At 73.8% G+C, this 12,731-nt stretch carries 14 protein-coding genes; 10 read left to right on the top strand and 4 right to left on the bottom strand.

The features are described from left to right. Positions 1-144 precede the first annotated feature (144 nt). Entirely contained in the window at positions 145-1,434 is a 1,290-nt protein-coding gene (locus STRNI_RS28495) for a ferredoxin reductase family protein (protein ID WP_381845709.1), read from the top strand. Between the two features lie 119 nt (positions 1,435-1,553). Continuing rightward, positions 1,554-1,814 (top strand): hypothetical protein, encoded by a 261-nt coding sequence (locus STRNI_RS28500; protein WP_277412270.1) that lies wholly within the window; start codon positions 1,554-1,556, stop codon positions 1,812-1,814. 30 nt (positions 1,815-1,844) lie between these two features. Here the strand turns inward: STRNI_RS28500 and STRNI_RS28505 are convergent, their stop codons facing one another. Beyond that, a complete protein-coding gene (locus tag STRNI_RS28505) occupies positions 1,845-2,264 on the bottom strand; it encodes an aldo/keto reductase (protein WP_338149815.1) in 420 nt (139 codons plus the stop codon). A 99-nt stretch (positions 2,265-2,363) separates the two neighbouring features. On the opposite strand from STRNI_RS28505, the gene STRNI_RS28510 reads away from it, so the two are divergent. Further along, entirely contained in the window at positions 2,364-3,152 is a 789-nt protein-coding gene (locus STRNI_RS28510; protein ID WP_018088116.1) for a sulfite exporter TauE/SafE family protein, read from the top strand. 205 nt (positions 3,153-3,357) lie between these two features. Here the strand turns inward: STRNI_RS28510 and STRNI_RS28515 are convergent, their stop codons facing one another. Beyond that, the gene (locus STRNI_RS28515; protein ID WP_277412271.1) at positions 3,358-4,200 is read right to left on the bottom strand and encodes a class I SAM-dependent methyltransferase; all 843 of its coding nucleotides are present in this window, start codon (positions 4,198-4,200) and stop codon (positions 3,358-3,360) included. 85 nt (positions 4,201-4,285) lie between these two features. Beyond that, a complete protein-coding gene (locus STRNI_RS28520; RefSeq protein WP_018088114.1) occupies positions 4,286-4,651 on the bottom strand; it encodes a cupin domain-containing protein in 366 nt (121 codons plus the stop codon). A gap of 291 nt (positions 4,652-4,942) precedes the next feature. On the opposite strand from STRNI_RS28520, the gene cutA reads away from it, so the two are divergent. Continuing rightward, positions 4,943-5,308: a divalent-cation tolerance protein CutA gene (gene cutA / locus STRNI_RS28525; protein WP_018088113.1), complete on the top strand. Its 366-nt coding sequence runs from the start codon at positions 4,943-4,945 to the stop codon at positions 5,306-5,308. Positions 5,309-5,310: 2 nt separating this feature from the next. Further along, the gene (locus tag STRNI_RS28530) at positions 5,311-6,354 is read left to right on the top strand and encodes a trypsin-like serine peptidase (RefSeq protein WP_018088112.1); all 1,044 of its coding nucleotides are present in this window, start codon (positions 5,311-5,313) and stop codon (positions 6,352-6,354) included. A gap of 20 nt (positions 6,355-6,374) precedes the next feature. On the opposite strand, the gene STRNI_RS28535 is transcribed toward STRNI_RS28530, so the two are convergent. Next, positions 6,375-7,106, bottom strand: coding sequence for a SanA/YdcF family protein (locus STRNI_RS28535; RefSeq protein WP_037740789.1), 732 nt, complete (start codon positions 7,104-7,106; stop codon positions 6,375-6,377). A gap of 136 nt (positions 7,107-7,242) precedes the next feature. Between STRNI_RS28535 and STRNI_RS28540 the strand changes: the two genes are divergently transcribed. The 5 genes from STRNI_RS28540 to STRNI_RS28560 all read left to right on the top strand — a co-directional run bounded on the left by STRNI_RS28540 (position 7,243) and on the right by STRNI_RS28560 (position 12,728). Continuing rightward, positions 7,243-7,683 (top strand): gamma-glutamylcyclotransferase family protein, encoded by a 441-nt coding sequence (locus STRNI_RS28540; protein ID WP_109889574.1) that lies wholly within the window; start codon positions 7,243-7,245, stop codon positions 7,681-7,683. 153 nt (positions 7,684-7,836) lie between these two features. Then, positions 7,837-8,862 (top strand): adenosine deaminase, encoded by a 1,026-nt coding sequence (locus tag STRNI_RS28545; RefSeq protein WP_274735455.1) that lies wholly within the window; start codon positions 7,837-7,839, stop codon positions 8,860-8,862. A gap of 142 nt (positions 8,863-9,004) precedes the next feature. Continuing rightward, on the top strand, positions 9,005-9,877 hold the full coding sequence (locus STRNI_RS28550; protein WP_159488332.1) for a sirohydrochlorin chelatase: 873 nt from the start codon (positions 9,005-9,007) through the stop codon (positions 9,875-9,877). Beyond that, positions 9,874-11,187 carry a deoxyguanosinetriphosphate triphosphohydrolase gene (locus tag STRNI_RS28555; protein ID WP_018088107.1) on the top strand — a complete coding sequence of 438 codons (1,314 nt, stop codon included), beginning with the start codon at positions 9,874-9,876 and terminating at the stop codon, positions 11,185-11,187. Before STRNI_RS28550 ends, STRNI_RS28555 begins: the two co-directional genes overlap by 4 nt. A gap of 275 nt (positions 11,188-11,462) precedes the next feature. Continuing rightward, entirely contained in the window at positions 11,463-12,728 is a 1,266-nt protein-coding gene (locus STRNI_RS28560; protein WP_018088106.1) for an NAD(P)/FAD-dependent oxidoreductase, read from the top strand. The last annotated feature ends 3 nt before the right edge of the window (positions 12,729-12,731 follow it).

The following is a 12,731-nucleotide window of genomic DNA, read 5'->3' on the forward strand; positions in this document are numbered from 1 at the left end:
GTGCCCCGCCTCCGGGCCCCGCCGAACCGCCCGCCACCCATCCGTTGTACTCACGGCTCAACCCCCGGTACGTGCCGCCCCGGCCGGCCGGCCTACGCGCCGCGCAGGGCACCGGTGCCCGTGCCTCCGCTGCGCCTCTCGCCGATGGCATTGCTGCGGGTGCTGGGCCTCGGCGCGGTGGTGATCGTGGCCCTGTGGCTGGCGCAGGCCGAGCCCTCGGTGCGGCTCGATGCGCTGTTCGCCACCCTGGCCCACCTCACCGGACTGCTCGCGGGCTACGGAATCCTGGTGATGCTGCTGCTGATGGCCCGGGTCCCGGCCATCGAGCACGGCGTCGGCGCCGACCGGCTGGCCCGCTGGCACGCCCTCGGCGGCCGCCACGTCCTGACCCTGTGCCTCGCCCACACCGCCTTCGCGCTGTGTGGCTACGCCGTCCACACCGGCACCGACGTCCTCGGCGCCACCGTCGACCTGATGGGCTACCCGGGCCTGGCCGCGGCCGCCGTCGGCACCGCGCTGCTCGTCGCCGTCGGCGTCACCTCGGCCCGTACGGCCCGCCGCCGGGTACGCCATGAGACCTGGCGCGCCGTACATCTGCTGACCTACGTGGGCGCCGCCCTCGCCTTCGCCCATCAGCTCGCCGGGCCGGATCTGGCCGGCGGCCCGTTCGCCGTCTGGCTGTGGACGCTGCTGCACACCACCGTCGGCACTCTGCTGGTCTGGTACCGCCTGATCGTCCCCGCGCGCCAGGCGCTGCGGCACGGCCTGCGGGTGACCGAGGTGCGGGTCGAGGGGCCGGACGTGGTCTCGGTCGTCATGCAGGGCCTGGGGCTGGACGCACTGCGGGCCGAGCCGGGGCAGTTCTTCCGCTGGCGGTTCCTGTCCCGGCGGTTGTGGCGGACCGCCCTGCCCTTCTCGCTCTCCGCGCCCGTGCGCGACGACACCCTCCGGATCACCGTGAAGGCGTGCGGCGACCACACCCGCCGGATCCGCCGGCTGCGGCCGGGCGTACGGGTGCTGGCCACCGGCCCGTTCGGCGCGATGACCGCACACCGGCGGACCCGGCGCAAGGTGCTGCTGGTCGCCGGCGGCGTCGGGATCACGCCGATGCGTGCGCTCTTCGAGACCCTGCCGGGTGAGCCCGGGGATCTCACGCTCCTCTACCGGGCGGGCAACGCCGCCCAGTTGGTGCTGCGGGAGGAGCTGGAGGGGATCGCCGCGGCCCGTGGCGCCGCGCTGCACTACCTCCTCGGCCCGTCCGACGGCCCCTTCGACCCGCTGGCACCCCAAGCCCTGCGCAACCTCGTCCCGGACCTGGCGCAACACGATGTCTATCTGTGCGGCCCGCCCGGCATGTCCACGGCCGCGACCGCCGCCCTGGAACGGGCCGGGGTGCCGGCCGACCGCATCCACTCCGAGCAGTTCACCTTCTGAGGGCCCTCGTTCGGCCCCCCGGGGCCCCGGGGGGCCCGGACTCGCCCCGCTCGACCCGCCGTCCCCGACCGCCGACCCGACCCGATCCGACCCGCCCAGACCCGCAAGGAAGTCACCCCATGGCCCGACACCGTAAACCGCACACCGTCCCGGCCGTCACCGTGTGGGCCCGCCGTCAGCTCGCCGCCTGCCTGGTGGGGGCGAGCGCGCTCACCGCCACTCTGGTGTCCCGGACGATCACCCCGGCCGCCCCGGTCTCTCCTGACCGGGCACCGGCCGGGTACAACCTCCCCGAGCAGCCGAGCGGTTCCGTAACGCTGGTCAGCACGGCACCGACGCCGGTCCGCACGGCGTCGGCACCGGTCGGCACGGCGCCGTGAAGGCCGCTGCCGAGCCCGTCCCGGCGTGCCCTACGCCAGCGCGTCCAGCTGCGCCAAGTCCCCCTCCGTGAGGCTGATGTGTGCCGCGGCCAGGTTTTCGTCGAGGTGGGCCGGGGAGCCCGTACCCGGAGTCGGGAGCAGGACTGGGGAGTGGTGCAGGAGCCAGGCGAGGGCGATCTGGCCGGGGGTGGCGTCGTGCCGGGCGGCGACCGCGGCGAGGGTGGTGCCCGCGTCGCCGGTGAGGGTGCCGTTTCCCAGCGGGAACCACGGCAGAAAGGCCGTGCCCTGCTTCTCGCACAGCTCCAGGACGTTCTCGGCGGCGCGGTCCAGCAGGTTGTAGCGGTTCTGCACCGACGCGATGGGGGCGATCTCCCGGGCCCGGGTCAGCTCGTCCGCGTCGATGGAGTCCAGGCCGATGTGCCGGATCTTTCCCTCCCGTTGGAGGTCCAGCGGACCGGCAGATCCCCACCGACCGGGAAGTCGGCCGACACCGTTTCAGCATCCATGCGTTCGGAGTCTAGGACGACGGATGGTTCATAAGATCAGCCGGTGCCTCCTGACATATCGCTGTTCACTCTGACCCTGCTCTGCCTGGCCGCGCTCGCGGCGGGCTGGATCGACGCCGTGGTGGGCGGTGGCGGACTGCTGCTGCTCCCCGCCCTGCTCGTCGGCCTGCCGCACACCCCGGTCGCGTACGTCCTGGGGACCAACAAGTCCACCGCCATCGTGGGCACCACCGCGGCCGCGGTCACCTACGTCCGCAAGGCCCCGATCGATGTGCGCACCGCGCTGCGCATCGGCCTCGCCGCGGTCGCCGGTTCGCTGGTCGGGGCGTTCTTCGCGGCCGGTATCAACAGCGCCGTGCTGCGACCGCTGATCATGGCCGTCCTGCTGGCGGTGCTGGTGTTCGTCCTGGTGCGGCCGGCCTTCGGGACCGCCGTCGCTCCCTCCGGACCGGTCTCCCGCAAGCGCATCGCGGCGGCGATCCTCATCGCGGGCCTGGGCATCGGCTTCTACGACGGGCTGATCGGGCCCGGGACCGGTGCGTTCCTGGTCGTCGCGCTCGCCGCGGTGCTGCACATGGACCTGGTCACCGCCTCCGCCACCTCCAAGGTCGTCAATGTCTGCACCAACCTCGGATCGCTGACGATGTTCGCGATCCAGGGCACCGTGCTGTGGCAACTCGGCGCCCTGCTCGCGCTGTTCAACTTCGCCGGCGGCATGGTGGGCGCCCGGATGGCCCTCAAGCGGGGTGCCGGATTCGTCCGCGGGGTGCTGGTGGTCGTGGTCGTCGCGCTGCTGTGCAAGCTGGGCTACGACGAGTGGCTGGCGGTTTGACGGTGGCGGGCGGACGGGCAGACGGGCGGACGGGCACACGGGCGGGCAGACGGTGGCGGACGGGCCGGCAGAGGCCGTTAGCCCGGCATCGGCCGCCGGCCCGCCCCGGTTCGGGGCCCACCCCCGTGGGGCCCCTCTGCCAGTTCGGCCCCGAAGGCCCGGCCGGCCCCGTCCGCCCCCTCCGCCCCGCCCGCCCCGCCCCCGCTCAGAACCGGCAGCGGTACATCCGCGCCATGTCCCGCACCGCGGGCAGCTTCGCCGACATCCGGGCCGCCAGCCGGCTGCCCGCCGACAGTTTTTCGATTCCCGGGATCTCCATGGCGCTGATGTTCTCGACGATCTCCAGCTTCGGGCTCAGCGCCGCGATCCCCGCGGTGTCCGTGCCCCAGTGGAGCCGCGCACCGGCCTTCACCACGGCGCGGTTGAGCCACTGGACGCGGATCGCGAACCTGCTGAAGGCGTCGAAGGCCAGCTCCCCGCTCGGCACCCGGTCCATCAGCCGCCGCAGCAGCGCCGTGCCGTCCTCCTCGGTCAGATACATCAGCAGCCCCTCGGCCACGATCACCGTCGGCCGGTCCGGGGGAATCTGTGCCACCCACGCCGGGTCGGTCACGGACGACGGGACGGTCGTGTAGCCCGCGCGCTCCGGGTAGAGCTGCCGCCGCAGGGCGATGACCTCGGGGTAGTCGACGTCGAACCACCGCACCCCGGGGCCCGGGTCCAGGCGGTGGACGCGGCTGTCGAGACCGCAGCCCAGATGCACCACCGTCGCTTCCTCGTGCCGGGCGAGGAAACCCGCGGTCCAGACGTCCAACTGCCGGGCGCGCAGCGCCACTCCGGCGGCATTGCCGCGGCTCAGCCGCATCTTCCTGAAGTCGTAGTCGAGCCGCTGCACGGTGTCGGCGGCCAGGGTGTCGCCGAGGATCGGCCGCTTGGCGCGGCTGTCGACCGCGCGCCCGTAGAGCGTGGCGAGGAGGGTCTCCTTCTCCTCGGTCAGACGCACCTTGGGACGCGGGTCGGGACGCGGGTTGGTACGCGGACTGGTCATGGAGTAGAGACTACTTAAGATTCAGAAAAATGTGAAGACTCAGAATTCTCGCCGACCGGGCGCCGTGGGGGAGTGTGGGGCGGTTCTACCTCCGGTCCGCCTCCGCGAGTGCCGAGGGGCGCGCCCCGGCCGGGATCTCCGTGACGGCCGTCAGCAGTACCGCCGAGTCCTCCACGGCCAGCAGGCCGTGCCGCTCGCGCGGCGTCATGGTGACCTGACCCGCCGTCAGTTCCTGGCCGCCGCCCGCCCCGGTCAGCCGGACCCGCCCCCGCAGGACCTGCAGGCTCGCCGCCGGGGGCGCGTTGTGTTCGTCCAGCGCGGCGCCCGCGACCAGCGCGATCACGGTCTGCCGCAGCCGGTCGTCGTGCAGGAAGAGACGGGCGCTGCGGCCGTGCGCGGAGGCCCTGGCGTCGTCGAGTTGCTGGCGGGCGAGCGCATCGAGATCGTCCATGATGCTGGCCTTTCGCGTACGGACCGGCGGCTGGGCTGCCCTTTCCATCGTTGCCGGTGCACGGGGGGACGCAACCGGGGGAGCCCGCCCAAGGACCGCGGGGCCCGGCGGACGGGGCGGGACGGCGTCCGGGTGCATACCGCAGCGGGGCGGGCCCGGCTCTTACGGGATGATCATCACGGTCCGTACGATGCGAGGCGGTCCCGTGCCGTCGGCCGAGCCCGCTCGTCCGGCGCGGTCCCACCGTCCCGTCCGTACCCTCCCGTCCCCCACCGCGAAGGATGCGCACCCGTGGCCGACCCGACTGCCCTGAACGACCCGCCCGACCCCACCGGGCGGCAGGCAGGATTTCTGACCGTCATGACGACCATCGACAGCGAGACCAAGGCCAGGAAGCTGGCGCGCGGGGCGATCGAGGGCCGGCTCGCCGCCTGTGCGCAGATCAGCGCGCCGGTGACCTCGGTGTTCCGCTGGGACGACGCGGTCGAGGCCAGCCAGGAGTGGCAGGTGCTGTTCAAGACGACCCAGGCGCGTTACGAGGCGCTGGAGGCCTACCTCCTCGACGCGCACGACTACGACACCCCCGAGATCATCGCCACCCCCATCACCCGAGGTGGCACCGGCTATCTGTCCTGGGTCGCAGAGGAGACGAGCTGAACATGGAGCGCGACACCACAAAGCGCGGCGCCACGAAACGAGTTCACCGGGCGCGGCCCACCCGGAAGCGCTGGATCACGGCCGCGACGGCCGTGGCCGGAGTGACGGTGTGCCTGGCCACCGCCACCGTCGGCCACGCCGTCAACGAGGCCCGGAGCGCGGCACCGAGCACCGGCAAGCCCAGCCCCGCCCCCGACGACCCCTGGACCAGCCGGGACGCCGCCGCCTATTGGACGGCCGACCGGATGGCGGGCGCCGCACCGGCCGGCAGTGACACCCCGGCCCGGCCCACGGCCCCGACCCCGCCCACCGCGACGACCCGGTCCGCCGCGCCGAAGGGGACCGCCGCCGCGGCCCGCGCCGGCCGTACCGCCCGGCATTTCAACGGCGTTCCGTCCGTCGGTGTGCTGTTCTCCGTCGACGGGGACGCCAAGGCGCACCACTGCACCGCGAGCGTGGTGCACAGCCCGCACGGCAATCTGATCCTCACCGCCGGGCACTGCAATCCGGGAACCCGTGCCGCTTTTGTCCCGCAGTATCGTTCCGGCGCGGCCACCCAGCCGTACGGCGTGTGGGCGATCGAGCGGACCTTCGCCTACCCCGGCCGCGGCACCACCGGCGCCGGGGCGGACCTCGACTTCGCCTTCGCCACCGTCGCCCCCGGCGAGGACGGCGACACCATCGAGGAGGTCACCGGAGGCAACACCCTTTCCCCGACGCCCGGTTACACCAACGACGTCACCGTCATCGGCTACCCGAACGTCCGCAACGACCCGGAGGACCGGGCCGTGCGCTGCGCGACCCGCACCGGCCGGCTGTCCGGCACCCACGAACTGCGCATGGAGTGCAACGGGTTCTACGGCGGCACCTCCGGCAGCCCCTGGCTGAGCGACTTCGACGAGGAGAGCCGGACCGGCCGGGTCATCGGGGTGATCGGCGGCCTCAACGGCGGCGGTCCGAAGGGCCCGGACGCCGACCGGATCTCCTACAGCCCGTACTTCGGGTCGAAGGTCCTCAACCTCTACGCCCGCGCGGCGCAGAAGTGACCGCGGGGTGACGGAGGCGCCTACCGGCTGTCCGCCGCCAGCGCCTCCGTCACCCCCTTCTCGCGCGGTCCGAGGAACTGCGGATCGGGCCGCAGCAGGGCGTCCGCCGCCGCCTTCCCGGCCGCGAAGATCTCCCGTACACCGCCGTACGCCCAGGTCACATCGTGCTTCGCCGCCACCGCGACGCCATCGGAGTCGACACCGGCCGCGCTGCACAGCGCCAGTGCGCGCCGGATGTGGAAGCCCTGGCTGACCAGCACGGCCCGGTTCACACCGAAGATCCGGTGGGCACGGCTGCAGGAGTCCCAGGTGTCGAAGCCCGCGTAGTCACTGACGATCTTGTGCCCGGGGACGCCGTGCCGCAGCAGATAGCTGCGCATGGCGTCCGGCTCGTCGTAGTCGTGCCGGCTGTTGTCGCCGGTGACCAGGACCGCCCGGACGGTGCCCCGTTCGTACAGCGCGGCGGCCGCGTCCAGCCGGTGGGCGAGGTACGGCGACGGTGCGCCGTTCCACAGGCCCGCGCCGAAGACGATGGCGACCGGCGCGGCCGGCGCGTCCGCGACACCGTGCACCCGGGGGCCGGCCGTCGCGTTCATCCAGGTCGCGGGCGCCAGCGCCAGCACCGTCACCGCCACCACGGCCTGGAAGGCACGGCGCCGGCCGCGCCGGGTCCGCGGCAGCCGCAGGGCGGGTCCCACGCGGCGCACCCCGCTCCGTATCCGCCCCGCCAGTCCCGCTACCGGCCCTCGCATCCCGCCCCCGTCCCTGACCGCGTCCGCTCGCGGTCGATCTCGCAGGCTGCGACGCCGGGGGGACCGGGATGGTTGCAGCGGCGGGCTGGCATCGTGGCAGAGGGAGCACCCGCCGTCCGGAGAGGAACGCACCACCATGACCCGCGAGCCCGAGCGGCTGCCCTTCTTCGTCTACGGGACGCTGCGGCCCGGCGAGGCCAACTACGGCCGGACCCTGCGCGGCCGGACCGCGGCCGAGGAACCGGCCCACATCGGCGGCGCGCTGCTGTACGACGGCCCCGGATACCCCTACGCGACGGCCGGGCCCGCCGACGCGGTGGTGCACGGCGCCCTGGTCCGGCCCCGCGACCCCGACTATGACGAGGTGTGCGCGGTCCTGGACCGGCTGGAGGGCTACACCCCCGGCGACCCGCACAACCTCTACGAGCGGGTGGCCACCGAGGCCGTGTGCCCGGACGGCAGGACCGTACGCGCCTGGGTCTACCTGGCGGCCGCACCGCTCGCCGCCCGGCTGCGCGCCACCGGCACCCCCATCGAGGGCGGCGACTGGCCGGCCTCGCGCGCCGCGGCCGGCTGACCGGCTCCTTCGCGGACCGCGAACGGCACCCCTCCGCCCCGGGCGCCGCCGCGGCGGCCGACCCCGCCACGGCTAACCTGGACGACTCCTCGCGTACCGGGGCTCCCACCCGTACCGAGGATCCTTTCCGTACCGCAGAACAGGTGTGACCGCGTGGCTTCCTCCCCGTCCTCCCCCTCCGCCGCAACCGCCCACGAGCCGCTGCCCAAGGCGGAGCTGCATCTGCACATCGAGGGCACTCTGGAGCCCGAGCTGGCCTTCGCGCTCGCCGCGCGCAACGGCGTCGAGCTGCCGTACGCCACCGAGGACGAGCTGCGCCGCGCCTACTCCTTCGCCGATCTGCAGTCCTTCCTGAACCTCTACTACGCGCTGATGGCCGTGCTGCGCACCGAGGACGACTTCGCCGACCTCGCCCACGCCTATCTCGCCCGCGCCAAGGAGCAGGGCGTACGGCACGCCGAGATCTTCTTCGACCCGCAGGCGCACACCGCGCGCGGCGTCCCGATCGGCACCGTCATCAACGGGCTGGCCCGCGCCCTGGACAGCGCCCCGGAGACCTACGGCATCAGCACCCGCCTGATCATGTGCTTCCTGCGCGACGAGAGCGCCGGGTCCGCCCTGACGACCTTCGAGGCGGCCCGCCCCTACTTCGACCGGATCACCGCCGTCGGCCTGGACTCGGCCGAGGTCGGGCACCCGCCGTCGAAGTTCAAGGAGGTCTTCGCGCTGGCGCGGGAGGCCGGGCTCAAGTGTGTGGCGCACGCGGGGGAGGAGGGGCCCCCGGCCTATGTGTGGGAGGCCCTGGACGTGCTCGGCGTGGACCGGATCGACCACGGGGTGCGCTCCCTGGAGGACGAGCGGCTGGTGGCCCGCCTGGTGGCGGACCAGGTGCCGCTCACCGTCTGCCCGCTGTCCAACGTCCGGCTGCGGGTCATCGACGACCTCGCCGACCACCCGCTGCCCGCGATGCTGGACGCCGGGCTGCTGGTGACCGTCAACTCCGACGACCCGGCCTACTTCGGCGGCTACGCGGACGACAACTTCACCGCCGTACGCGACGCCCTCGGCCTGGACCCGGACACCCTGCGCACCCTCGCCCGGAACTCCTTCCGCGCCTCCTTCCTCGATGAGGCGACCCGCGCGCGGTACCTCCGGGAAGTGGACGCGCACCAGGTGTAGGGCGTGCCACGGGCGGCAGCGGCGCGTGAGATGTCCGCTGCCGCCCGGCCTGCTACCGGGGCGGAGCGGAGGGCAGCCGGACGGAACACGGAGTTCCCCGCGGGGAAACGAAGCGGCAACGCCCGGCTGCCACGCTCAGGCCATGACGGCGCCGATACCGCACCTGCCCTCCGCCCCCCTCGGCACGGGAGACCTCGCCGCCGAGATCACCGCACAGCTCAGCACCCAGCTCTGCCGCGTCCGGCTGCGGGGCTTCCCCCCTCCGGAAACGCCGGGCCCCACCCTCGTCGCCGTCGCCCACGGCAGCCGCGACCCCCGCGCCCTGCCCACCGTCCGGGCGCTGCTCGACCGGGTCCGTGCGCTGCGCCCCGGCCTGGCCGTCAGGCTCGGGCACATCGAGCTGAACCGGCCGCTGCTCGCCGACACCCTCGACGGGCTGCGCGGCGAAGCCGTCCTCGTACCGCTGCTGTTCGGCCACGGCCACCACGTCACCCATGACCTGCCCGCCGCGCTGGCGGGCGCACCGCAGCTGGCCGGCCGCGTCGCCGCGCCCCTCGGGCCGCACCCGCTCCTCGCCGAGGCGCTGCACGGCCGCCTGCTGGAGGCCGGCTTCCCCGGGGCGCCGTCCCCGCGCACCGCCGTGGTCCTGGCCGCCGCCGGCTCCCGGGCCCCGCGGTCCGCCCGGGACACCGAGCGCACCGCACAGCTGCTCTCGGCCCGGCTCGGTGGCACCCCCGTCCTGCCCGCCTACGCCTCCGCCGCCGCCCCCACCGTCGCGGAAGCGGTCCGTACGCTGACCGCCCGAGGCCACGACCGGATCGCCGTCGCGGGCTGCTTCACCGCACCCGGCCGCTTCGCCACCCAGTGCGCCGACGCCGCCCCCGGGACCGCCGCCGCGCCCCTGGGCGACCACCCCGCACTGGCCCGTCTCGTACTGCACCGCTACGACCAGGCGCTCCTCGCACGGACCGGATCCGACCCCGCGAGCGTCAGGGCGGCTACCGTCGCGGTATGACGGGCACACCACCGACCATCCCCGGCTACACCGCGGCCGACCTCGAACGCTGGGTCCCCGAGCCCGACAAACGGCCGGGACGCACCGCCTTCCAGCGCGACCGCGCCCGGGTGCTGCACTCCGCCGCGCTGCGCCGGCTGGCCGGCAAGACCCAGGTCGTCACCCCGGGCGCGCACACCCCCGCCTGGGACGCCAGCCCCCGCACCCGCCTGACCCACTCCCTGGAGTGCGCCCAGGTCGGCCGGGAGCTCGGCGCGGCCCTCGGCTGTGACCCGGACCTGGTCGAGACCGCCTGTCTGGCGCACGATCTGGGCCACCCGCCCTTCGGGCACAACGGCGAGCAGACGCTCAACGAAGTCGCCGCGCCCTGCGGCGGATTCGAGGGCAACGCCCAGTCGCTGCGGCTGCTGGCCCGTCTGGAGCCCAAGCGGTTCGTGCCCGCCGAAGACGGCTCGACGGTCAGCGTCGGGCTCAACCTCAGCCGCGCGGCCCTCGACGCGGCCACCAAGTACCCGTGGCCCCGCGGCGGTCACCCCACCGACCCCGCGTCCCCGAAGTTCGGGGTCTACGAGGACGACGCACCGGTCTACGCGTGGTTCCGGCAGGGCGCCCCCGACGGGGCCCAGAGCTTCGAGGCGCAGGTCATGGACTGGTCCGACGATGTCGCGTACTCGGTGCACGACGTCGAGGACGGGCTGCACGCCGGACACCTCGACCCCAACCTCCTGCTCGCCGACGCCGAACGCGCCGAGATCTTCGCGGTCGCCGGTGCACGCTACGCGCCCGGCGCCGGCCCCGAGGAGCTGGCCGCGGCGCTGGACCGCCTCCTGGAGCAGGAGTGGTGGCCGCACGGCTACGACGGCTCCGCGCTCGCCCAGGCCCGTCTCAAGGACGCCACCAGCCAGCTGATCGGCCGCTTCTGTCTCGCGGCCGAGGGCGCGACCCGGGCCCGCTGGGGGACCGGACGGCTCACCCGCTACGGAGCGGAGCTGGTGGTTCCGGCCGAAACCCGGCTGGAATGCGCCGTTTTGAAAGCCGTCGCCGACCGCTACGTCATGCAGCGCCCCGACCAGGAAGCACTCCGCGCCGACCAGCGCGTCGTCATCGCCGAACTGGCCGAGGCGTTGCTCGCCCGAGCCCCCGACGGCCTTGATCCACAGTTCCGTTCACTGTTCGACACGGCACCCGACGACACCGCACGGATGCGCGCCGTCATCGACCAGATCGCGGCCCTGACCGACACCTCGGCCCGCTCGCTGCACGCCCGTCTCACCCGGCGCCCCGGTCACCGCGGGGCAAACCAGGGGTGACCCTGGGGGAAAGCCCCTCTTCCCCCCTCACGCTCCGTGCGGGAGGCTCGAACCCGACCGTTTTCGAACGGAGCACCCTGACAACAGCGAACAGCGAGCCCTGACGACAGCGCACGGGAAGCACCCGGCGGCCGGCAGCGAACGGAACCCCGATCGGCAGTGATCGGGAACCCCGGCGCCGCCGGCCACATCAACGGGGGAGAGCACACGGGGGGACATGGGGGCGTTCACGGACGCGCACGCGGACGTACGGCACCGCAACGAGGAGGAAGCAAGTGGTCGACGCACACCAGACGTTCGTCATCGTCGGGGGTGGCCTGGCCGGCGCAAAGGCCGCGGAGACGCTCCGCGCGGAAGGCTTCACCGGCCGGGTGATCCTCATCTGTGACGAGCGCGACCACCCGTACGAGCGCCCCCCGCTCTCCAAGGGGTACCTGCTCGGCAAGGAAGAGCGCGACAGTGTCTTCGTCCATGAACCCGCCTGGTACGCCCAGGCACAGATCGAGCTGCACCTGGGCCAGCCCGCCGTCCACCTGGACCCCGGCGCCAGGACCGTCCGCCTCGGCGACGGCACCCTGATCGTCTACGACAAGCTGCTGCTGGCCACCGGCGCCGAGCCGCGCCGCCTGGACATCCCCGGTACCGGCCTGGCCGGTGTGCACCACCTGCGCCGCCTCGCCCACGCCGAACGGCTGCGCGGCGTCCTGGCCTCTCTGGGCCGGGACAACGGCCACCTCGTCATCGCCGGGGCCGGCTGGATCGGCCTGGAGGTGGCCGCCGCCGCCCGCTCCTACGGCGCCGAGGTCACCGTCGTCGAGGCCGCCCCCACCCCGCTGCACGGCATCCTGGGCCCCGAACTCGGCGGTCTGTTCACCGATCTGCACCGCGAACACGGCGTCCGCTTCCACTTCGGCGCCCGCTTCACCGAGATCGTCGGCCAGGACGGCATGGTGCTCGCCGTGCGCACCGACGACGGCGAGGAACACCCCGCCCATGACGTGCTCGCCGCGATCGGCGCCGCCCCGCGCACCGCACTCGCCGAACAGGCCGGACTGGACCTCGTCGACCGGGAGGCCGGCGGCGGTATCGCGGTCGACGCGGCGCTGCGCACCTCCGACCCGTACATCTACGCCGCCGGCGACGTCGCCGCCGCCGACCACCCCCTCCTGGACAGCCGCCTGCGCGTCGAACACTGGGCCAACGCCCTCAACGGCGGCCCGGCCGCCGCGCGCGCCATGCTCGGCCAGGACGTCAGCTACGACCGCGTCCCGTACTTCTTCTCCGACCAGTACGACGTCGGCATGGAGTACTCCGGCTACGCCCCGCCCGGCTCGTACGCGCAGGTCGTCTGCCGCGGCGACGTCGCCAAGCGGGAGTTCATCGCCTTCTGGCTCGGGGCGGACGGCCGGCTGCTCGCGGGGATGAACGTCAACGTCTGGGACGTCGCCGAGTCCATCCAGCAACTCATCCGCTCCGGGGCGTCGTTGGCGCCCGAGGCGCTGGCCGATCCGGAGGTTCCGCTGGCCTCGCTGCTCCCGTAGCGT

The sequence above is a fragment of the Streptomyces nigrescens genome (genome assembly GCF_027626975.1).
Classification (GTDB): domain Bacteria; phylum Actinomycetota; class Actinomycetes; order Streptomycetales; family Streptomycetaceae; genus Streptomyces; species Streptomyces nigrescens.

What these genes read in the sequence shown, in the direction of transcription:
- STRNI_RS28530 (WP_018088112.1), top strand. Translation starts at nt 5,311, where the DNA reads ATGGAGCGCGACACCACAAAGCGCGGCGCCACGAAACGAGTTCACCGG.
- STRNI_RS28515 (WP_277412271.1), bottom strand. Translation starts at nt 4,200, where the DNA reads ATGACCAGTCCGCGTACCAACCCGCGTCCCGACCCGCGTCCCAAGGTG.
- STRNI_RS28540 (WP_109889574.1), top strand. Translation starts at nt 7,243, where the DNA reads ATGACCCGCGAGCCCGAGCGGCTGCCCTTCTTCGTCTACGGGACGCTG.
- STRNI_RS28550 (WP_159488332.1), top strand. Translation starts at nt 9,005, where the DNA reads ATGACGGCGCCGATACCGCACCTGCCCTCCGCCCCCCTCGGCACGGGA.
- STRNI_RS28500 (WP_277412270.1), top strand. Translation starts at nt 1,554, where the DNA reads ATGGCCCGACACCGTAAACCGCACACCGTCCCGGCCGTCACCGTGTGG.
- STRNI_RS28555 (WP_018088107.1), top strand. Translation starts at nt 9,874, where the DNA reads ATGACGGGCACACCACCGACCATCCCCGGCTACACCGCGGCCGACCTC.
- STRNI_RS28535 (WP_037740789.1), bottom strand. Translation starts at nt 7,106, where the DNA reads ATGCGAGGGCCGGTAGCGGGACTGGCGGGGCGGATACGGAGCGGGGTG.
- STRNI_RS28520 (WP_018088114.1), bottom strand. Translation starts at nt 4,651, where the DNA reads ATGGACGATCTCGATGCGCTCGCCCGCCAGCAACTCGACGACGCCAGG.
- STRNI_RS28495 (WP_381845709.1), top strand. Translation starts at nt 145, where the DNA reads ATGGCATTGCTGCGGGTGCTGGGCCTCGGCGCGGTGGTGATCGTGGCC.